Origin of the sequence: Roseovarius tolerans (genome assembly GCF_900109855.1) — a bacterium.
Taxonomy (GTDB): domain Bacteria; phylum Pseudomonadota; class Alphaproteobacteria; order Rhodobacterales; family Rhodobacteraceae; genus Roseovarius; species Roseovarius tolerans.
Genome location: NZ_FOBO01000002.1, coordinates 181369 through 201102, shown reverse-complemented (window position 1 = coordinate 201102; position 19734 = coordinate 181369). Strand labels below are relative to the sequence as shown.

18 protein-coding genes, 1 tRNA gene and 1 pseudogene are annotated in these 19734 nt (G+C 62.4%); 11 read left to right on the top strand and 9 right to left on the bottom strand.

The features are described from left to right. Positions 1-20: 20 nt before the first annotated feature. Positions 21-527: an RNA polymerase sigma factor gene (locus tag BMX04_RS02765; protein ID WP_074784891.1), complete on the bottom strand. Its 507-nt coding sequence runs from the start codon at positions 525-527 to the stop codon at positions 21-23. Between the two features lie 107 nt (positions 528-634). Between BMX04_RS02765 and BMX04_RS02760 the strand changes: the two genes are divergently transcribed. The 6 genes and pseudogenes from BMX04_RS02760 to BMX04_RS19600 all read left to right on the top strand — a co-directional run bounded on the left by BMX04_RS02760 (position 635) and on the right by BMX04_RS19600 (position 6048). Next, positions 635-2116 (top strand): S8 family serine peptidase, encoded by a 1482-nt coding sequence (locus BMX04_RS02760; protein WP_244888462.1) that lies wholly within the window; start codon positions 635-637, stop codon positions 2114-2116. A gap of 368 nt (positions 2117-2484) precedes the next feature. Further along, positions 2485-3033 carry a DUF4956 domain-containing protein gene (locus BMX04_RS02755; RefSeq protein WP_244888461.1) on the top strand — a complete coding sequence of 183 codons (549 nt, stop codon included), beginning with the start codon at positions 2485-2487 and terminating at the stop codon, positions 3031-3033. Between the two features lie 12 nt (positions 3034-3045). Beyond that, positions 3046-3828 (top strand): annotated as a pseudogene (locus BMX04_RS19795) (polyphosphate polymerase domain-containing protein). A gap of 97 nt (positions 3829-3925) precedes the next feature. After that, complete coding sequence (locus BMX04_RS02745; protein ID WP_074784890.1) at positions 3926-5308, top strand: alginate export family protein; 1383 nt, start codon at positions 3926-3928, stop codon at positions 5306-5308. Between the two features lie 243 nt (positions 5309-5551). Continuing rightward, complete coding sequence (locus BMX04_RS02740; RefSeq protein ID WP_244888460.1) at positions 5552-5890, top strand: hypothetical protein; 339 nt, start codon at positions 5552-5554, stop codon at positions 5888-5890. Beyond that, on the top strand, positions 5887-6048 hold the full coding sequence (locus tag BMX04_RS19600) for a hypothetical protein (protein ID WP_244888459.1): 162 nt from the start codon (positions 5887-5889) through the stop codon (positions 6046-6048). Before BMX04_RS02740 ends, BMX04_RS19600 begins: the two co-directional genes overlap by 4 nt. 18 nt (positions 6049-6066) lie before the next feature. Here the strand turns inward: BMX04_RS19600 and BMX04_RS02735 are convergent, their stop codons facing one another. The 7 genes from BMX04_RS02735 to fabI all read right to left on the bottom strand — a co-directional run bounded on the left by BMX04_RS02735 (position 6067) and on the right by fabI (position 12749). Continuing rightward, positions 6067-6612: a pseudouridine synthase gene (locus BMX04_RS02735; protein WP_074784889.1), complete on the bottom strand. Its 546-nt coding sequence runs from the start codon at positions 6610-6612 to the stop codon at positions 6067-6069. A gap of 38 nt (positions 6613-6650) precedes the next feature. Further along, positions 6651-7265: a rhodanese-like domain-containing protein gene (locus BMX04_RS02730; protein ID WP_074784888.1), complete on the bottom strand. Its 615-nt coding sequence runs from the start codon at positions 7263-7265 to the stop codon at positions 6651-6653. A gap of 98 nt (positions 7266-7363) precedes the next feature. Then, positions 7364-8875, bottom strand: a complete 1512-nt coding sequence (gene trpE, locus BMX04_RS02725; RefSeq protein WP_074784887.1) for an anthranilate synthase component I — start codon at positions 8873-8875, stop codon at positions 7364-7366. Between the two features lie 12 nt (positions 8876-8887). Continuing rightward, positions 8888-10726 (bottom strand): peptidyl-prolyl cis-trans isomerase, encoded by a 1839-nt coding sequence (locus BMX04_RS02720; RefSeq protein ID WP_074784886.1) that lies wholly within the window; start codon positions 10724-10726, stop codon positions 8888-8890. A gap of 95 nt (positions 10727-10821) precedes the next feature. After that, positions 10822-11319: a xanthine phosphoribosyltransferase gene (gene gpt / locus BMX04_RS02715; protein WP_050661621.1), complete on the bottom strand. Its 498-nt coding sequence runs from the start codon at positions 11317-11319 to the stop codon at positions 10822-10824. Positions 11320-11324: 5 nt separating this feature from the next. After that, complete coding sequence (locus BMX04_RS02710; RefSeq protein ID WP_074784885.1) at positions 11325-11930, bottom strand: LysE family translocator; 606 nt, start codon at positions 11928-11930, stop codon at positions 11325-11327. A gap of 12 nt (positions 11931-11942) precedes the next feature. Further along, a complete protein-coding gene (gene fabI, locus BMX04_RS02705; protein WP_074784884.1) occupies positions 11943-12749 on the bottom strand; it encodes an enoyl-ACP reductase FabI in 807 nt (268 codons plus the stop codon). 151 nt (positions 12750-12900) lie between these two features. Between fabI and pdxH the strand changes: the two genes are divergently transcribed. The 5 genes from pdxH (at position 12901) to BMX04_RS02680 (ending at position 18948) form a co-directional block, all read left to right on the top strand. Beyond that, on the top strand, positions 12901-13503 hold the full coding sequence (gene pdxH, locus BMX04_RS02700) for a pyridoxamine 5'-phosphate oxidase (RefSeq protein WP_074784883.1): 603 nt from the start codon (positions 12901-12903) through the stop codon (positions 13501-13503). Between the two features lie 122 nt (positions 13504-13625). Continuing rightward, on the top strand, positions 13626-14162 hold the full coding sequence (locus tag BMX04_RS02695; protein WP_083398061.1) for a cold-shock protein: 537 nt from the start codon (positions 13626-13628) through the stop codon (positions 14160-14162). Further along, positions 14159-14623 (top strand): DUF192 domain-containing protein, encoded by a 465-nt coding sequence (locus BMX04_RS02690; RefSeq protein WP_139194477.1) that lies wholly within the window; start codon positions 14159-14161, stop codon positions 14621-14623. The genes BMX04_RS02695 and BMX04_RS02690 overlap by 4 nt, the downstream gene beginning before the upstream one ends. 67 nt (positions 14624-14690) lie before the next feature. Then, positions 14691-14767, top strand: a tRNA-Pro gene (locus tag BMX04_RS02685). A gap of 515 nt (positions 14768-15282) precedes the next feature. Further along, on the top strand, positions 15283-18948 hold the full coding sequence (locus BMX04_RS02680) for a vitamin B12-dependent ribonucleotide reductase (protein WP_074784881.1): 3666 nt from the start codon (positions 15283-15285) through the stop codon (positions 18946-18948). A 194-nt stretch (positions 18949-19142) separates the two neighbouring features. Here the strand turns inward: BMX04_RS02680 and hpt are convergent, their stop codons facing one another. Further along, on the bottom strand, positions 19143-19688 hold the full coding sequence (gene hpt, locus BMX04_RS02675; protein WP_050661554.1) for a hypoxanthine phosphoribosyltransferase: 546 nt from the start codon (positions 19686-19688) through the stop codon (positions 19143-19145). Positions 19689-19734: the final 46 nt, after the last annotated feature.

Below are 19734 nucleotides of genomic sequence, written 5' to 3'. Positions count from 1 at the left end.
ATCCTTTGCGTTGCACGGCGTCAACGGCCCGTCCCGCCCTTTATTCCCACTTTTTCGCCAAGGGCGCGCCGGGCCCGGCTCAACCGGCTCATCACCGTGCCCTGGGGGATGTCCAGCGTCTGCGCCGTCTCGGCATAGCTCAGCCCCTCGACGCAGACCAGATGCAGCACCGCGCGCTGATCCTCGGGCAGGGTTGCCATCGCCGCCTGCACCGATTGCAGCATAATCCGATCATCGGTCTGCGCGGCGCTGTCCACCGGATCGGCCTGCGGGCTGTCATGAATGTCCACCGTCTCGCCCCGCGTCCTGTCGCGCCGGAGCATATCAATCCAGGCGTTGCGCAGGATGCGGAACAGCCACGCCTCCAGCCGTGTCGCAGGATCGAACTGATGGCGCGCGCGAAAGGCGCGCTCGGCGGTGATCTGCACAAGGTCGTCGGCCACATCCGGCCTGCGGCACAGCGACAGCGCGAAACGCTTGAGGTTGGGCAGGAGGGCCACGACTTCCTCGACAAAAGAATCCTGCATGACCCACGCTTACCAATTTCAAAACTTCGCCTTGGAATAAATCCCGGCTTCTAACGTTGAGCATTAGATGGCATCATTTTCCCAATAAGCAAAAGGAGATTTCCGGGATGCGCGTATTCGGAGGGACTGTGTTGGTCTTGACGGCCTGGCTCTGCGCGCTTGGCGCGGTTTCGACCCTGACCGCCAGCATGATCGCCGCGCCCGCCTGGGCCGACGATGGCGATGGCGGCGACGGCGATGGTGGCGACGGAGATGACGGTGATGATGATGGCGGCAGCGGTAGCTCCTCCAGCACAGGCGGCGGCGCGTCGCGCGGCGGCATCAACTCGGGAGAAGTCGATGATCCCCGGGAGATCATCCGCGGTCTGCGCCGTCTCTTTCGCGGACAGCCCGTGGAGCCGCAACGCGCCCGCCGTCGGCCCGTCCCGCAACCGGTCCCCCGGCCCGAGCGTGCGCCCGCCGAGATCGTCGCGCGCGGCCTGACCGACGACCAGACGACGGCCCTCGTGACACAGGGCTACGTGGTTCTCGAACGCGCCGATCTCGTCAGCCTCGCCACCACCGTGCGCCGCTTTCAGGTGCCCGAGGGCACAACGCTCGACGCAGCACGCGACACCATTCGCGCCCTGCCGGGGGCCGAGGCGGCGGATTTCAATCATTACTACCGCGCCGGACAGGACAGCGCGGCGGTGATCCCGATCGCCGCAACCGCGCCCGCCTGTGACGGCCTGCACTGTCCGGCCCGCGCCCTGATCGGCTGGCCGCAGGCGCTTGGTCCCGAAGGATGCGGTGCGCCGGTGACGATCGGCATGGTCGATACCGGGCTGAACGCTGATCACGAGGCGCTGGCCGGGGCCGATATCGACCTCACGCGCATCGCCCCAGAGGAGTATTCCGCCTCCGCCGCGATCCACGGCACGGCGGTCGCTGCCATTCTCGTCGGCGACCCCGTGACCCGCGTGCCCGGCCTGCTTCCGGGCCTGCCGCTGGTGGCGGTGGATGCGTTTCACCGGGCCTCGGGCGACGAGCGGACCGACGCCTTCACGCTGGTGCGCGCGCTTGATCATCTCTCGGAGCGCGGCGTGCAGGTGATCAATCTCAGCCTCGCCGGGCCGCCCAATACGGTGCTCGAAGACACGCTTTTGCAACTGACCGAGCAACGCAGGATCCCGGTGATCGCGGCGGCGGGCAATGACGGCCCCCGCGCCGAACCTGCCTATCCGGCGGCCTATGACAGCGTGATCGCCGTGACAGCGGTGGATCGCAGCGGCACCATCTATCGCCGCGCCATTCGCGGCGCGCATGTCGAGCTTGCCGCCCCCGGCGTTGAGGTCTGGACAGCGGCTTCGGTCAAGGGAGCGCGCTGGAAGACCGGCACCTCCTTCGCCGCGCCCTACGTCACGGCGGCGGTGGCGCTCTGGCTGCAACACGACCCTCTGATGACGCCCGAGGAGATCCGCGCGCGGCTGACCGCCTCGGCGGGTGACTTGGGCCCGAACGGGCTCGACGAGATATACGGGCACGGGGTTCTCAACCTTGGCGGCAACTGCCCGGGCCAGGCCGTTTTCACACCGGCCTCGGCGGAATAGCACCCGGCGCGCTGCGGTTGCATGACAACGGATCACCGACCGGAAGAGGAACGATGAGCCTAGCCGAACTGGCGCGCTGAAAGTCTCTAATTCGAACTTTTACCGTCCTCCAAATATCTCTTCTGGCCTGCACCATCCCTCTTTCTTCGTTTTTCGGCTTTCGGGAACGTAACCTTGCAGCGTTTCGGAAACTCAATCTCGCGCGCGGCGTGGCCTCCGAGAGGACCGTCACAAATAATTTAGAAAAATTTTACATTTCTGGGAATAAACACCAAACGCCCGCGTTTTACCTGTGTCAGTCACACTGATGGCTGCCTTTCAAAAACAGGTGAAACATGATTGAAATGTTGCTTCTGAGCGAAACCCCCTTGCGCTTTGGTATCAATGTGTCGGCGATGGTGGCTTTGGTATTTGGTCTCTATTACCGCCGCTACCGTGACAAGGAACTGGTAACAGCCGCGTCCCTGTTCAACATCTTCGCATTTGGTGTTTTGTCCATACTGTCGGCGGTGGAATTCTCGTTGGCGGCGGGGTTCGGCCTTTTTGCAATCCTTGCCCTCTTCACCCTGCGATCAGAGCAGATCAGCAAGGTCGAAATTACCTATTTCTTCGGGTCAGTCTCTATCGCGGTCATCTGCGCCATACCAGGCACCGACCTCGTGCTGGCGAGCGCGGTTGCCGCGCTGGTTCTGATCGGAGCTTGGGTCTTCGACCACCCGGCAATCCTGGCCTCCAGCGATGGCGTCAAGATCACGCTGGACAAGATCGACCATGATGCCCTGTCGAACCCGGTCAAAATGCGCGCGGACCTGTCCGCCCGACTTGGTGTCGACGTCATGTCCTACCAGATCACGGCGCTTGACTACATCAACGACATGGCGCGGCTCAATGTGTTTTTTCTCAAGCCCCGCGCATAAGGAGCCCAAGTCATGGACCCGATCATCAACAACACACTGCATGGCTTTGTGCCCATCTCACTGGACGAGCTGAATGCCAAGGCAGCGATGCTGGAGCGGCTGGACAACAAATACATCTTGCCTGCTCACAGCTTGCGCCCCGCACTGGAGGTCTTTGCCACGCATTTCGATGTCTTGGAAATCGGCGGCAAGCGCGCGTTTGGCTATGCCACGACCTATTTCGACGATCCGGACCTGCGCGGCTATTTTGATCATCATCAAGGGCGGCGCAAGCGGTGCAAGGTGCGGATGCGCAACTATCTCGACGCCGGTCTGAGCTATCTGGAAGTCAAGCTCAAGGACAAGCGCCAGGTTACCATCAAGAAGTGACTGAAGCTGACGGCCCCTAGTGTCGGATTGGATCGTGGCGCTCTGAATTTCGTGGAAGACTGCCACAGAAGCCTTTACGCCAGACCCTTTGCCAAGCCTCTCTCTGCTATGATCGGCATGCAGTATGAGCGCATCACGCTTGTCGCCAAGGCGGGCGGAGAGCGCATGACAATCGACACCGCCCTGCGGTTCGAGGCTGCGAATATCACCCGCATCGTGCGGCCCGACATGTTCATCGTTGAGACCAAGTCAGCGCGCGGCAACGGCATTGCCGACAAGATCCTGCGATCAATGCATATGCATCCCACGAAGCGTTGTTCGAAATACTGCATCGGCATGGCCGCGACCGAACAGGTGACCCGGCGCAATCACTTTTTGCCCGCATTGCGGCGGCTCGACCTGCTGAGCCCGGCGCGCAGGGCCTGAAATCCCGGTTTCATCTCAGGAGGACAGACCATGAAAAAGGCAAGGCCGGTCACGCAGAGAGCGGTTGATCGCAAATACCTGGGCGGAACCTGATACAATGACCCGGTCCGCCCGCATCACCTTCTGCCTGTTTGTCGCGGCCAGCCTGATAGCGCCCAAGACGGCAGCGTCAGGGGAGATTTTGACATTCGAGCACAGTCTGCACCTCGATGTTCTGCATGAGAAAAACATGAGCTTGCGCCCGAGCGCAGACACCCGCCCGCGCGATCGTCAGGACAGGATCGCCGCAAAGCTTCGGTTTTCGGCCGAATTCGACCCTGACGGACCGTTGACCGGCTTTGTCGAGTTCGAGCTGCGCCGCGACATTGACGACCGTCAGGCTAGACCTCGTGAGACCGGGACAGAATTGCGTCTGCGAGAGGCCTACCTTGAGTTAGAGGATGTTCTCGCCCCGAACCTTGACCTGCGCATCGGGCGTTGGGACTACGAAGACACACGCCGCTGGCTGATAGATGCCCGACTTGACGGGATCTGGATGCGCTATCGCGGCGAGCGGATTGAGGCTGATATCCTGGCCGCGCGCGAAAACCAGTTTCGCGAGGATCTTCTTGACCGGGAGTCCCGCGATGGTGACACGGACTACATCGCCGGGTTGTTCAGATACGAGATCAACACGCAGATCGAATTGGGCGCGCATGCCATCTGGCAGCAGGAAACCGACGGAAACCGTGATCGCCTGCGCCTGCTTGGGGCGCGCGCGCAGGGTGAGGCGCTGGATCAACTGAGCTACTGGGCGGATGTCTCTTGGACCGAAACAGCGCGGAACGGCCGCAAGCAGCGCGGGCGCGGGGTCGACCTGGGCGGGAAATGGCAATTCGATCACCCGCTAAAACCGCGCCTGACCCTCGGCTTGGTACAGGGCAGCGGCAATTTCCGCCAGCCCGACCTGCACAGTAACGAAGGTTCGCTCGGCCAAGATATAGAAACGTTCTACTATGGCGAGGTCCTGCGCCCGGAATTGGCCAATTTGACGGTTCTAACCATCGGGGCGGGCATGACGTTCGATGAAAAACTTTCGGCGGATGTCTATTGGCGCGACTACAGGCTAGACAATAGCGAGCACGGATTGCGCGGCGCAGCTCTGCGCGCGGATCCAGTTTCTGGCGGAGCCTTGGGACAGGGAGTCGATGTCGTAATCGGCTATCGACCCGCAAAGAACATTGCGATTGACGGTGCCTTTGGCTGGTTCGAACCCGGATCAGCTTTTGCGGGAACTCGACAAGGCCGAGCATTCGCTGCCCGGCTTGAACTGACATGGAAGTTCTGGATCGTTTCGAAAAAGTTTCTAGTCGCGCAACTGGCGAAAGCCTTTCATCAAACGGAAGTCGTTTGCAGAGCTGCAGGTGTGAACGGAATCATTGCCCGCATTGGGCGAACTGACCGAAACCCTGAATGCGATACCTGTAAGCCGTTGGACTGACCGGATCGGCGGCCTTGACGGCGCACTTGCCGCGCATCTTGAGACGACAGGAGCCACTATTCTACGGCATCCTATCCTGGCGCAGGCGGACATAGCCGGGGCACTTTCTGCATGAGGACGCCTTCAATGAAACAATGCCGATCCGACGACCTGGCGCAGCACGCGACCGCAAGCATTGAAATTGACGTGTCACCTTTAGCGGGCTAGCGTCGAATACGAAAATCGCATTTCCAGGATTAGACCATGCTTAAGACACTTTCACTGACAGCGGCTTTGATACTGGCAGGCGCGGCCGCCTCTGCCGAGATGCAGGTTCAACTCGGTGGAGGTTGGGATGGTCAAAAGGTGCCCGCAGGACAGCAATGCGCGCTGCATGGTGGAAAGGGCGCGACGCCGCCAGTGACGGTGTCAGGCATCCCGTCGGGCGCGGTCTGGGTCATCGCCTATTTCAATGACAAGTCCTACACGCCGCTGTCGCGCAACGGAGGCCATGGCACCATCGGATTTCCAGTTAAGGGCAGCACGGCGCGCCTGCCTGCAGTGCCCGGCATGACGGCCAGCCTGCCGGGGGGGCGCGGGTGATCCACCCGGCCCGCTCTCGCGGTGATTACGCCAGCCCGGGATACCTGCCGCCCTGTTCGGGCGGGCGCGGAAATCGCTACACGGTGGATCTGCGGGCGATAGACAAGGCCGGCAAGGTGCTCGCAGAGGTCAAGACGGTCGACATCGGCAAATACTGACCCGGCGATCTCTTGTGCTCACGCATCACGCCATGCGCCGGGTTCGAGGCCGTCGAGCGTCCACTCGCCGATGCGCCAGCGCACGAGGCGTAGGGTAGGGTGCCCGACATGGGCGGTCATGCGCCGCACCTGACGATTGCGCCCCTCCGATATGGTGATTTCCAGCCAGCAATCGGGCACCGATTTGCGATAGCGTACCGGCGGGGTGCGCGGCCACAATTCGGGCGGGTCGATGCGGCGCACCCGCGCGGGCCGCGTCGGCCCGTCCTTGAGCGTGATGCCCTCTCGCAGCGCCTCGAGCGCGGCGTCCTCGGGCGCGCCCTCCACCTGCACGAGATAGGTCTTCTCGGTCTTGAACCGGGGCGAGGCAATGCGCGCCTGCAGCTTGCCGTCATCGGTCAGCAAGAGCAGCCCTTCGCTGTCACGATCCAGCCGCCCGGCGGGGTAGACGCCGGGCACAGCGACATGATCCGACAACGTCGCACGGGGGCTGTCACCAGTGCCCTTGTCGGTGAATTGCGACAGCACCCCGCAAGGTTTGTTGAAGAGGATCAGGCGCGCCATGGCCCCTGATGCCCCAAGAGGCAGCCCCGCCGCAAGCCTCAGTTATGGCCCGGCCACAGACCCTCGCGCAGCTTGTAGGTCCAGGGCAGGCCCGCGTTGCGCCAGCCATTCACGGCGCGCACGCCATCCTCGTTCTTGTCGCCCTCGAACCCGTCCACGACGTTGTAGAGCGTCACATCGACACCGGCCTCGACCAGCTTTCCAATGGCCGCCGCACTGCGCGAGCCCGACCGGCACATGATCATCAATGTATCCACGCCTTCGGCGGCATCGCTGGCCAGCCAGGCCTGCATTTCCTCCACGTATGTCGGGTTATCCACCATCTTGTAGACGCCGTTCTTGGCATCGAAGGCAAGATCCGGATCGACCAGTTTCGACGGGATATTGGCGGCGGCGGGCACCGGATAGCCGATCAGCATGGTCTCCGAGGGGGTGCGCACGTCGATGAGTGCAACATTGTCCTTTTCGGCCAGCACACGCCCCGCCTCGGCGGCGGTGATGTAAAGACCCGCTTCGGTCTGCTTGCTCTTGCTCAGGGTCTCGACGGCGACCGGATCTTGCAGGTCGAGCGTTTCGGCCACACCCGAGTGCGGGGCGAGCGCGAGGCTCAATGCCAAAAGGGCCGGGGCGGTGAGGCGGGTAAAATAGCGCATTGCGGTTCCTCCTGATTGATATATTCCAAAGCCGGAATATGATAATCGAGGGTTACGCCTGCAATGCCTTGTCCGCATTGACTTGAATCAAACGTGGCTCAGAGGTTTCCGTCGCCGCCGAACCGTGCCGCATCCGCCGCCGCCCGCCGGATGGCGTTGGATTTATGCACCGTCTCCATGTATTCCGCCTCGGGGTCACTGTCATGCACGACACCACCCCCGGCCTGAATATAGAGCGTCTCGTCCTTGACCACCGCCGTGCGCAGGGCGATGCAGACATCCATGTCGCCACCGGCGCTGAAATAGCCGACACCGCCGCCATAGACGCCGCGCTTCTCGGGCTCCAATTCGTCGATGATTTCCATCGCGCGCACCTTGGGCGCGCCCGAGACCGTGCCCGCAGGCAGCCCCGCCAGCAGCGCCGACAGCGCATCCTGATCCTCGGCCAGTTCTCCCACCACGTTCGACACGATATGCATCACGTGGCTGTAGCGCTCGATGATGAATTCCTCGGTCGGGCGCACGGTGCCGATGCGGCTCACGCGGCCCGCGTCGTTACGGCCCAGATCGAGCAGCATGAGATGTTCGGCCAGTTCCTTCTGATCGCCCAGCAGATCGGCCTCCAGTGCGCGGTCTTCCTCGGGCGTGGCGCCGCGCGGCCGGGTGCCCGCAATCGGGCGGATCGTGACCTCGTTGCCGAATACCCGCACCAATATCTCGGGCGAGGCTCCGACCACCTGAAAGTTGCCGAAGTTAAAGTAGAACATGAATGGCGACGGGTTTGTGCGGCGCAACGAGCGGTATAGCGCGAATGGCGGCTGCCGGAACGGCTGCGACCAGCGCTGCGACGGCACCACCTGAAAGATATCTCCCGCGCGGATGTATTCCTTGGCCTTTTCCACCGCCGACTTGTAGCCATCGCGGGTAAAGTTCGACACCGGGGCTGCATCTTCATGCGCCTCGCCCAGATTGCGGCTCGCCTGCGGCAGCGCGCGTTCGAGATCGCGCACCGCATCCATCACCCGCTCAGCGGCCTGCGCATAGGCGGCGCGTGCCGATTGGCCGCTGCTGACCCAGGCGGGGGCGACCACGATAACCTCGCCCTTGACCCCGTCGAGCACCGCCACCACCGAGGGGCGCTGCATCACGGCATCGGGCAGGTTCAGCGTGTCGGTCGGCACATCGGGCAGATGCTCGACCAGCCGGATCATGTCATAGCCGAGATATCCGAACAGCCCCGCGCTCGCCGCCGGCAGATCCTCGGGCAGGTCGATGCGGCTCTCGGCGATAAGCGCGCGCAGGTTGCTCAGCGGATCGCCGTCCTGATCCTCATAGGCATCGCTGTCGAACCGTGCCGCGCGGTTGATGCGGCTCGTATGCCCGTGACACTGCCAGATCAGATCGGGCTTCATGCCGATGATCGAATAGCGCCCGCGCACCTCGCCCCCGGTGACCGATTCGAGCATGAAGGCATCGCGCGCGGCCCCCGTCAGCTTGAGCATCAAGGACACCGGCGTATCCAGATCAGCGGCAAGGCGGGTATGCACCACCTGGTTCTGTCCCGCCTCATAGGCGCGGGCGAAGTCGTCGAACGATGGGGTCAGGTCCACGCTGTGCCGTCCTCAGTTGAAATTGGCATGCACGGCGTTGAGCGCCGATTGATCCAGCTCGACCCCGGCCCGCTCGCGGATGTCATTGGCGAGGATCTGGAAAATGTCCTGGCCGAAATCACCGGCCACCTGATCGCGCAGCGCGGTGCGCAGGCGAGTCATATCCTCGTCATCTTCGGCGGGCGGGGCGACCGCGTTCAGCCGCAACACGAAAATACGGCCAACACCCTCGATCACCTGCACCTCGCCTTCCTCCATCGCAAAGACCTGCTCTATGAATTCGGGCGGCGCATCGGCGCGGTAATCGCGGCGCGTCATGTCGGTGATCTCGCTGGCCTCGAGGCCAAGATCGTCAAAGCTGGCCCCGTCGCGCAATTCCGTCAGTTGCGGCGCGACCTGTTCGGTGAGCGCCTCGACCGTGGCCTCTTCCCGCCAGCCCTGTCGCACCGCCTCGCGCACATCTTCGAGTGGCTGAATGCGCGGCTCCTCTATCCCGTCGAGCCGCAGGGCAAAGATGCCGTCATCCTCGGTGCGCTCGACTGCCGGGTAATCGCCGTCCTGCACCGCCTCCGCGGCGCTGCGAAAGGCCGCATAGCCCGCGATCCCCTCGGCAAGATCGGGATGCCAGTCGATTTCACCGAGTTCCAGTTCGGTTTCGCGCACCACATCTTCAAGCGTGGCCCCACCGGCCAGCAAATCATCGACCCGCTCGCTCATCGTGTCGATCACGCGCCCGGCACGATCACGGGCCAAGGTCTCGCGCAGTTGCGCCTTGGCCTCTTCAAACGAGGTGACCTGCGCTGCAAGCACACCGTTGATCCGAAAGAGGGCAGGGCCCAGGCTGGTCTCGATCGGGCCCACGATCTCACCGGAATCAGCGGCAAAGACCGCCTCTGCCGCCGGGCCAAGATCATCGGCGCTGACGTCGCCCATGTCGACATCCGCCATCTCCAGCCCGCGTTCGGCGACCAGCATCTCGAAGAGCACACCATCGTCCAGCCGCGTCATGGCGCGCTTGGCGCGCTCGGGATCGGAATAAACCAGCCGCTCCACCAGACGACGTTCCGGCTGATTAAACTCCGCAGAGCGTTCGTCATAGGCGCGGCGCAGGGCGTCTTCGGGCACCTCGACTGTGTCGACGATCATTTCGGGCGTGACCCAGGCATAGGTGATCGATTTGGTCTCGGGCGTGGTGAAATCGGGCAGGTGGCTCTGATGATAGCTGCGCAGGTCCTCCTCGGACGGCACCGGCAGACCGGATTGCAGGTCGCTGCGGTCGAGCGTGGCAAAGGCCAGGCTGCGGCGCTCGCCCAGATAAGTCATCATCGCGTCCATATAGGCCGGCGGCACCTGCATACCGGCCACGGCAGCCGCCTGAAGCAGGGTCGCGGCTGTCTCGGCGCGGATGTTTTCCTCGAACTCCGCCTCGTTCAGCCCGGCCTGTTGCAAGGCGAAGGCATAGGATTCGCGGTCAAAGCTGCCATCGAGGCCGCTGAAGGCGGACATGGCCAGGATCTCGTCGCGCAGGGTGGCGTCACCCACCGAAATCCCCAGCCGGGCGGTTTCATGTTCAAGCGCCGCGCGCGACACCAGCTGCCCCAACACCTGCTGATCGACCCCGGCGGCGCGCGCCTGCGCAAAGCTGACGCTCTCGCCGCGCTGCGCCTCCAGCGCCCGGATCTCGTTCTGCAGCGCGCGGGCGTATGTGTTGACGTCAATCTCCGCATCACCGACCGAACCGACGCTGCGCACATTGCCCGAAAGGTTGGTGACGCCAAAGCCCCCCAGCCCGACGATGAGAAGCCCCATCAGCACCCACATCGCACCCTTGGATATGCCCTTGCCTGCCATCTCGGCCCCCTGTCAGCCCGTGTTGAAACGCTTTTCGTTGCGGTTGTCTACGCGTTGAACCGGGACGGGGCAAGGCCCCGGCCCAGGCACCGCCGTCACACGCCCCGGTACGGCTCCACATATTGCAGCGCCATGTCCCAGGGAAAGAATATCCATGTATCCTGGCTCACCTCGGTGATGAAGGTCTCGACCTGCGCGCGACCCATCGGCTTGGCATAGACCGTCGCGACATGCGCGTGGGGCAGGTGCCGCCGCACCACCTCGAGCGTGCGGCCGGTATCAACCAGATCATCGACGATCAGCACGCCCGCGCCGTCGCCCATGATCTCCATGTCCGGCGATTTGATCACCACCGGCTCGTTTTGGGTCTGGTGATTGTAGGATTTGACGCTGATCGTATCGACCGTCCGGATATCCAGTTCACGCGCGACGATCATCGCGGGCGCCATGCCACCCCTTGTGATCGCCACCACCGCGCGCCAGCCGCCCTCGGGGGCCTCGCCCTGCAACCGCCACGCCAAGGCCCGCGCATCGCGGTGCAACTGGTCCCAGCTGACGTGAAAGCCTTTTTCATGCGGAAGACGGTCGGTCATGGCGATCACCTGTCAGTCAAGAGTTTGAGCCCGAGCGCGCCCAGCATCAGCGCCGCCGCCCGGTCGATCCATGGTTTCGCGCCCAGATAGGCGCGGCGGGCAGGGGCCCCGCTCAGCAACGTGGCAAAGCCCGCGTAAAACAGCCATTCCACAACCATGTGGTTGAGCGTGATCAGCGCGATTTCCGTGGCCGTGAGCCCCTTGGGAAAGATCACCACCAGCACCGAGGCGGCGAAAAGCACCGATTTGGGATTGCCGAGGTTGATCAGCGCCCCGTCGAGAAATGCGCGCCCGCGCGGCTTTTGCGGGGCATCGGACACCGGCGCGCGCGCCGCACGCCATGTGCCCCATGCGATATAAAGCAGATAGAGCGCGCCGCCGACCTTGAGCGTGGTGTAGGCCCAAGGGAAGAACGTGAACAGCGCCTCCAGCCCCAGAAGTGCCGCCAGCGTCCAGAGGGCGGCGACCAGACCAAGGCCCAGACCCGCCGCAATGCCCGCCCCGCGCCCATCCGCCAGCGCCGTGCGCAGCGCAAACAATAGCGCCGGGCCGGGGCTCAGAATCGCGGCGGCCAGCACCGCGTTGAAGGCGACAAGGTCCAGCGCGGTCATCGGTCCGCGCGCTCAGGTCGCGTCGATGTCGGGGGCGTCGACGGCTTTCATGCCCACAACGTGATAGCCCGCATCGACATGCAGCGTCTCGCCGGTGACGCCAGAGCCGAGATCGCTCAGCAGGTAGAGCGCCGAGCGGCCCACATCGTCGATCGTCACATTGCGGCGCAGCGGCGAATTCAGCTCGTTCCATTTCAGGATATAACGGAAATCGCCGATGCCGCTGGCTGCCAGTGTCCGGATCGGGCCGGCGCTGATCGCGTTGACGCGAATACCGTCCTTGCCCAGATCCTCGGCCATGTATTTCACCGACGCCTCCAGCGCCGCCTTGGCCACGCCCATCACGTTGTAATGCGGCATCACCTGCTCAGCCCCGTAATAGGTGAGCGTCAGGGCCGCGCTGTCTGGACCCATCATCTTCTCGGCGCGCTGCATCACGGCAGTGAACGAATAGACCGAGATGTCCATGGTCATCAGGAAATTGTCGCGGCTGGTATCGACGTAGCGGCCGCGCAATTCGCTCTTGTCGGAAAAGCCGATGGCATGGACCACGAAATCGAGCCCGTCCCAATGCTCGCCCAGGCCGGTGAACAGCTGATCGATGGAATTCATGTCGGCCACGTCACAGGGCAGCACGATGTCTGATCCAAGCTGCGCCGCCAGTGGGGCCACCCGTTTCTTGAGCGCATCGCCTTGATAGCTGAACGCCAGCTCTGCACCGGCCTCCGCACAGGCCCGCGCTATGCCCCATGCAATCGACTTGTCATTGGCGAGGCCCATGATCAGCCCGCGTTTTCCCGCCATCAAAGTGTTCGACATTCCCAGCCCCCGCCACAACGATTTTTTTGACCTTTAGGCGATCGGGGGGATTGCATCAAGGGCTGGTCGCCATCACGTCAGGCCTGTCAAAATTCGTGAAATGAGCTAAACTGCTCGGTTCATGCTATTTGACAGACAGGACGGCCCCTACATGGAACGAGACGGAATATTCGCAGGCGACGATCCGTTCGAGATCGCGCGGCAATGGCTGACCGAGGCCGAAGCCAGCGAAATCAATGATCCCAACGCGGTTGCGCTCGCCACGGCGGACGCCGACGGCCTGCCAAACGTGCGAATGGTCCTGCTCAAGGAAATCGCCGAGAATGGCTTTGTTTTCTATACGAACTACGGGTCGGCCAAGGGACAGGAACTCGACGCGAACCCGCAGGCGGCGATGGTCCTGCACTGGAAATCGCTGCGACGACAAATCCGGCTGCGCGGGAATGTCACCCGCGAGGAAGGGCCGAAGGCGGATGCGTATTACGCGTCGCGCTCGCTCAAAAGTCGTCTTGGCGCATGGGCGTCCGAGCAGTCCAGGCCGCTCGACTCGCGCGCGACGCTGATGGCCGAAGTCGCGAAAGTGACCGCGCGCAAGGGGCCCAATCCGCCGCGCCCCCCCTTTTGGGGAGGTTTCAGAATCGCCCCCGTTGAGATTGAGTTCTGGGCAGACGGGGCATTCCGTCTGCATGACCGTTTCGTCTGGCGCCGCGAAATTGACGATGAAAGCTGGAATATTCAACGCCTGAACCCATGAATTTCACGTCACGTGAAATGCAAGCAATTGAATATAAGTGATATTTTGGACTTGCATGCGGGGGTGAGTATAGCGCAAGTCTAGGTACGGTCTTGGGGATGAAGGCTGTTAGGTAGGACACTGTGACAAGAAACGATGACGATATTCGCCGAGTAAAAGGACGTGTTAAATGGTTTGATCCCGTAAAGGGATTCGGGTTTGTGGTTGCTGATGAGGGTGGTCCTGACATTCTGCTCCATGCCAACGTGCTTCGCAACTTTGGCCAAAGCTCTGTAGCTGATCGCGCAGGGGTTGAGTTGGACGTGCAACAGACGGAACGCGGCCATCAGGCCGTCGAGGTGCATGCAATCGAGGCACCGGACCATCTGGAACTGACCGGTCTGAGCGACCTGCAAGAGATCGACCTCGACGAGATACGCTCGGCCCCGCTACAGCCTGCGCGCGTCAAATGGTTCGACAAGGGCAAGGGATTCGGCTTTGCCAATACCTTCGGCTCCGAGGAGGACGTGTTCGTTCACATAGAGGTGTTGCGCCGTTCGGGTCTGGCGGATGTCCAGCCCGGAGAAGCGCTGGCTATTCGCGTGATTGATGGTAAAAGAGGGCGAATGGCAACTGAGGTGTGTGGATGGGAAGCGGCAGCCAAGTCTTCGGGCTTATGAAAATTGCCGTGCTCGCCCTGTGGGCGGGAACGGCGGTGGCGGAACCCTGTCGCGAGGACGCGGTCATCCTGCGCAGCGACGCCGGAATGGTCAGGTTTCGCGTCGAACTGGCCGATGATGAGGCCGAGCGCGCGCAGGGCCTGATGGACCGTGAAACCCTCTCCTCGAGCGCGGGCATGCTGTTCGTTTACCCGAAGCCCAAGCGCGTGGCGTTCTGGATGAAGAACACCCTCATTCCGCTCGACATGATCTTTCTCGATGCCAGCGGCACCGTGCAAAAGGTGCATCACGAGGCCACGCCGCTGGACGAGACGCCGATCTTCGGCGGCAACGAGATTCAGAGCGTGCTCGAAATCAATGGCGGCCTGTCGCGCAAGATCGGCATCGCGGAGGGCTGGCAACTTCGCCATCCGGCGATTGATCAGGACGCGGCGGCCTGGCCCTGTGGCGAAGGTCAATAAGACGGCGCCATCCGGCGTTTTACGCTTTTCAACCGCACGCTTCGGCGCTAGACACGGCCCCGTGGTCCGGGGCGTGGCGCAGTCTGGTAGCGCACCTGTTTTGGGTACAGGGGGTCGTGAGTTCGAATCTCGCCGCCCCGACCACTTTCCTGCACAAGATGTAGACATGGCGCATCGGTCTGCTAGATGTTGCGGATGCAGCATCGCTCTGCCCGTCGCGCTGGCATCGCGCAGCCCCCGAGTTCAACCCATTTGACAGCTTTACGCGCTAATGCCCGATGATCGCAGGGCTTCTTTGCCGCTAGCCGTTTTCGCTGCACCTGCATGACGGCCTGTGGATGAATCACTGTTCCGTGAACGGCAATGCCACACCGCCGAATAGTCAAATCCTTTTTGTCGAAAAATCGCTAAATTTTTCGTTGACCAGATAGGGCAACATACGTCAGTTTGTGTGAACGGGCGGCAAGACCACAAGATATAGTGATCGGCCCGGGCAGGGACATACGACCCAAACTTCGACATAGCCGGATCACCACCGGGTACAGCTTGCGCCGCTGATCAGTCACGCGGCACACAGGACAGCTTTGCCTTCGGTCGGGCGACGGTCACTCACACCGGGCCACAGCGGTCCACGAACCAATTTGCTATGGGGCAGCCACATGAAGATCGAACGTAAATTCACCACCGCCGGACAGGACGCATACGCCGCGCTGGAGTTCGTGACCACGAGTTCCGAGATCCGCAATCCCGATGGCACGACGGTCTTCAAACTCGATGAGATCGAGGTCCCCGCAGGCTGGAGCCAGGTCGCCAGCGACGTGATCGCCCAGAAATATTTCCGCAAGGCGGGCGTGCCCAACAAACTCGAGAAGATTGCCGAGGACGGCGTGCCGGAATTCCTGTGGCGCGGCCGCCCCGCGGCGGACAATGACGGGTTCGGCGGTGAGATTTCCGCCAAGCAGGTCTTCGACCGGTTGGCGGGTGCGTGGTGCTATTGGGGCTGGAAGGGCGGCTACTTCACCAAGGAGGCCGACGCCCGCGCCTATTTCGACGAAATGCGCTACATGTTGGCCCGCCAGATGGCTGCCCCGAACTCGCCGCAGTGGTTCAACACCGGCCTGCATTGGGCTTACGGCATCGACGGCCCCGGCCAGGGCCATTACTACGTCGATTTCGAGACTGGTGAGCTGACCAAATCCGCCTCCGCCTACGAGCATCCGCAGCCGCATGCCTGCTTCATCCAGTCGGTCAAGGACGATCTGGTTGGCGATGGCGGCATCATGGATCTCTGGGTGCGCGAGGCGCGGCTCTTCAAGTACGGCTCCGGCACCGGCACCAATTTCAGCAGCCTGCGCGCCGCCAACGAGCCGCTCTCGGGCGGTGGCAAGTCCTCGGGCCTCATGGGCTTTCTCAAGATCGGCGACCGCGCGGCGGGTGCCATCAAGTCGGGCGGCACCACGCGCCGCGCCGCCAAGATGGTGATCTGCGACGCCGATCACCCCGACATCCAGGAATTCATCAACTGGAAGGTCAAGGAAGAGCAAAAGGTCGCCAGCATCGTCGCCGGATCGAAGATGCACGAGCTGAAACTGAACGAGATCTTTGCCGCGATCCGCGCCTGGGACGGTAGCACCGAGGATGCGGTCGACCCCAAGACCAACCCGCAGCTGAAAGCCGCCATTCGCGGTGCCAAGCAGGTGCAGATCCCCGAAACCTACGTCAAGCGCGTGCTCGATTATGCCAAGCAGGGCTATGACAGCATCGAATTCCCGACCTATGACACCGACTGGGATTCCGAGGCCTATGCATCCGTCTCCGGCCAGAACTCCAACAACTCGATCCGCGTCACCGACGCCTTTCTCAAGGCCGTCGAAAATGACGAAGATTGGGCGCTGATCAACCGCACCGACGGCTCGGTCTCCAAGACCATCAAGGCGCGCGATCTTTGGGAGGATGTGGGCCACGCGGCCTGGGCCTGCGCCGATCCGGGCATTCAGTATCACGACACCGTCAACGCGTGGCATACCTGCCCCGAAGATGGCGAAATCCGCGGCTCCAACCCGTGCTCGGAATACATGTTCCTCGACGACACCGCCTGCAACCTCGCCTCGATGAACCTGCTCAAGTTCTATGTCGACGGGCAGTTCGACGCCGATGCCTACATGCACGCCACCCGGCTCTGGACGGTGACGCTGGAAATCTCGGTGACCATGGCGCAGTTCCCGTCGAAAGAGATCGCGCAGCGCAGCTATGACTTCCGCACGCTTGGCCTTGGCTATGCCAATATCGGCGGCCTCTTGATGAACATGGGCTACGGCTATGACAGCGACGAGGGCCGCGCACTTTGCGGGGCGCTGACCGCGATCATGACCGGTGTCTCCTACGCGACCTCCGCCGAAATGGCGGGCGAACTGGGCGCCTTCGCAGGCTACAAATCCAACTCCAAGCACATGCTGCGCGTGATCCGCAACCATCGCAACGCCGCCTATGGCGCGACCGAGGGTTACGAGGCGCTCGCCGTCAAACCGGTACCGCTCGACCACAAGAGCTGCCCCGATGCGCGATTGATCGACCTCGCGATGGCCAGCTGGGACGAGGCGCTCAAACTCGGCGAAAAGCACGGCTACCGCAACGCGCAGACATCGGTGATCGCGCCCACCGGCACGATCGGGCTGGTGATGGATTGCGACACCACCGGGATCGAGCCCGATTTCGCGCTGGTGAAGTTCAAGAAACTGGCCGGAGGCGGCTATTTCAAGATCATCAACCAGTCGGTGCCAGCCGCCCTTGAAAAGCTGGGCTATGGCCCCGCGCAAATCGAGGAAATCATCGGCTATGCCGTGGGCCACGGCACCATCGGCAATGCGCCCGGCATCAACCACACCTCGCTCATCGGTCACGGCTTTGGCGAGAACGAACTGGCCAAGGTCGATGCCGCACTTGGCTCAGCTTTTGATATCCGTTTCGTCTTCAACCAGTGGACACTCGGCGCGGAGTTCTGCACGCAGGTGCTGGGCATTCCCACCGAAAAGCTGAACGATCCGACCTTCGACCTGCTCGCGCATCTGGGCTATTCCAAGCGCGATATCGACGCCGCGAACGATCACGTCTGCGGGACCATGACGCTGGAAGGCGCGCCGCATCTGAAGCAAGAGCACTACCACATCTTCGATTGCGCCAATCCCTGCGGCAAGACCGGCAAGCGGTATCTCGGCGTGGAGAGCCACATCACCATGATGGCAGCGGCGCAGTCCTTCATCTCGGGGGCGATCTCAAAGACGATCAACATGCCCAACGACGCCACCATCGAGGATTGCCAGAAGGCGTATGAGCTCTCGTGGTCCCTCGGCGTCAAGGCCAACGCGCTCTACCGCGACGGCTCCAAGCTCAGCCAGCCGCTGGCATCGGCGCTGGTCGAGGATGACGACGAGGCCGCCGAGATCCTCGAATCAGGCAGCGCGCAGGAAAAGGCCGCCGTTCTGGCAGAGAAGATCGTCGAGAAGGTGGTGATCAAGGAAATCGTCCGCTCCAACCGCGAGAAGATGCCCGAGCGTCGCAAAGGCTATACCCAAAAGGCCATCGTCGGCGGGCACAAGGTGTACTTGCGCACCGGCGAATACGAGGACGGCCAGCTTGGCGAGATCTTCATCGACATGCACAAGGAAGGTGCCGGGTTCCGCGCGATGATGAACAATTTCGCCATCGCCGTCTCGGTGGGCTTGCAATACGGCGTGCCGCTTGAGGAATTCGTCGATGCCTTCACCTTCACCAAGTTCGAGCCCTCGGGCATGGTGCAGGGCAATGACAGCATCAAGAACGCCACCTCGATCCTCGACTATATCTTCCGCGAACTGGCGGTCAGCTATCTCGACCGCACCGATCTGGCGCATGTCAAACCCTCCGGCGCGTCCTTCGATGATCTGGGCCGCGGTGAAGAGGAAGGTGTCAGCAATATCAAGGAGATGTCGGGCGAAGCTGCGTCACGCTCGCTGGAGGTGCTCAAGCAGATCAGCTCCACCGGCTACCTGCGCAAGCGCCTGCCACAGGAACTCGTGGTGTTCCAGGGCGGGCAGGGCACCGGCACCACCGGCTTTCGCGGCAGCGACGCCGAGGTAGCGCTGCAAACCCTCGTGCCCGAGACGGTGCAGGCCAACGTGACATCGGTGTCGGCCACGTCGACCACGATGTCGATGGACGCCCGCACCAAGGCCCGGATGCAGGGCTACGAAGGCGAGGCCTGCGGCGAATGCGGCAACTACACGCTGGTGCGCAACGGCACCTGCATGAAGTGCAACACCTGCGGCGGGACGAGCGGGTGTAGCTGAAGAGTTCAGGGGCGGGTGCGCTCGCCCTGGACGCGGATCGGAGACAGGCAACAACCATAATCGGGCGGTAAATAAACATCCCGATCCGCGAACCTGAGGGGGCCTTGTGCCCCCTCTTTTTCTTTTGCTGCGCCGCCGCATTCAAACGGCGGAGGTCTCAGCACCAACTCCCGCTGCGTCCGCCACCGCGCCGATCACGCGGGATCAATGAACCGGACCGTGCCGATATAGGGCAGGTTGCGGTTGCGTTGCGCGTAGTCGATGCCGTAGCCGACGACGAATTCATCGGGGATTTCAAAGCCGATCCAGTCGGCGCTGATATCTGTCTCGCGGCGCGACGGCTTGTCGAGCAGCGCGATGGTGCGCAGGCGCGCGGGGCGGCGGCTATTCAGCAGGTGCAGCACATGCGCGAGGGTGTGGCCAGTATCGACGATATCCTCGACCACCAGCACGTCGCGCCCTTCAATATCGCCGCGCAAGTCCTTGAGAATACGCACTTCCCGGCTACTCTCCATCGCGTTACCGTAAGACGAGGTTTCGACGAAATCGACCTCGACGGGCAGGTCCAACTCGCGCACCAGATCGGCGATGAAGATGAAAGAGCCGCGCAGCAGCCCCACGACAACCAGCTTGCTGGTGCCCGCAAATTCGGCCTCGATTTCATGCGAGAGGGTCTCGATACGGGCGGCGATGCTCTTGGCGGAAATCAATTTGTCGATGACATAGGCGCGTTGCGGCATGTGACCCCCTTGAACTTTCCGCCCCAGTCTATGAAAAAGCGCGCCT

Bases quoted from the DNA above. Each gene is read 5' to 3' on its own strand.
- BMX04_RS02765 (WP_074784891.1), bottom strand. From the start codon at position 527: ATGCAGGATTCTTTTGTCGAGGAAGTCGTGGCCCTCCTGCCCAACCTC.
- BMX04_RS02760 (WP_244888462.1), top strand. From the start codon at position 635: ATGCGCGTATTCGGAGGGACTGTGTTGGTCTTGACGGCCTGGCTCTGC.
- BMX04_RS02745 (WP_074784890.1), top strand. From the start codon at position 3,926: ATGACCCGGTCCGCCCGCATCACCTTCTGCCTGTTTGTCGCGGCCAGC.
- BMX04_RS02740 (WP_244888460.1), top strand. From the start codon at position 5,552: ATGCTTAAGACACTTTCACTGACAGCGGCTTTGATACTGGCAGGCGCG.
- BMX04_RS02735 (WP_074784889.1), bottom strand. From the start codon at position 6,612: ATGGCGCGCCTGATCCTCTTCAACAAACCTTGCGGGGTGCTGTCGCAA.
- BMX04_RS02730 (WP_074784888.1), bottom strand. From the start codon at position 7,265: ATGCGCTATTTTACCCGCCTCACCGCCCCGGCCCTTTTGGCATTGAGC.
- BMX04_RS02720 (WP_074784886.1), bottom strand. From the start codon at position 10,726: ATGGCAGGCAAGGGCATATCCAAGGGTGCGATGTGGGTGCTGATGGGG.
- gpt (WP_050661621.1), bottom strand. From the start codon at position 11,319: ATGACCGACCGTCTTCCGCATGAAAAAGGCTTTCACGTCAGCTGGGAC.
- BMX04_RS02710 (WP_074784885.1), bottom strand. From the start codon at position 11,930: ATGACCGCGCTGGACCTTGTCGCCTTCAACGCGGTGCTGGCCGCCGCG.
- fabI (WP_074784884.1), bottom strand. From the start codon at position 12,749: ATGTCGAACACTTTGATGGCGGGAAAACGCGGGCTGATCATGGGCCTC.
- pdxH (WP_074784883.1), top strand. From the start codon at position 12,901: ATGGAACGAGACGGAATATTCGCAGGCGACGATCCGTTCGAGATCGCG.
- BMX04_RS02690 (WP_139194477.1), top strand. From the start codon at position 14,159: ATGAAAATTGCCGTGCTCGCCCTGTGGGCGGGAACGGCGGTGGCGGAA.
- BMX04_RS02680 (WP_074784881.1), top strand. From the start codon at position 15,283: ATGAAGATCGAACGTAAATTCACCACCGCCGGACAGGACGCATACGCC.
- hpt (WP_050661554.1), bottom strand. From the start codon at position 19,688: ATGCCGCAACGCGCCTATGTCATCGACAAATTGATTTCCGCCAAGAGC.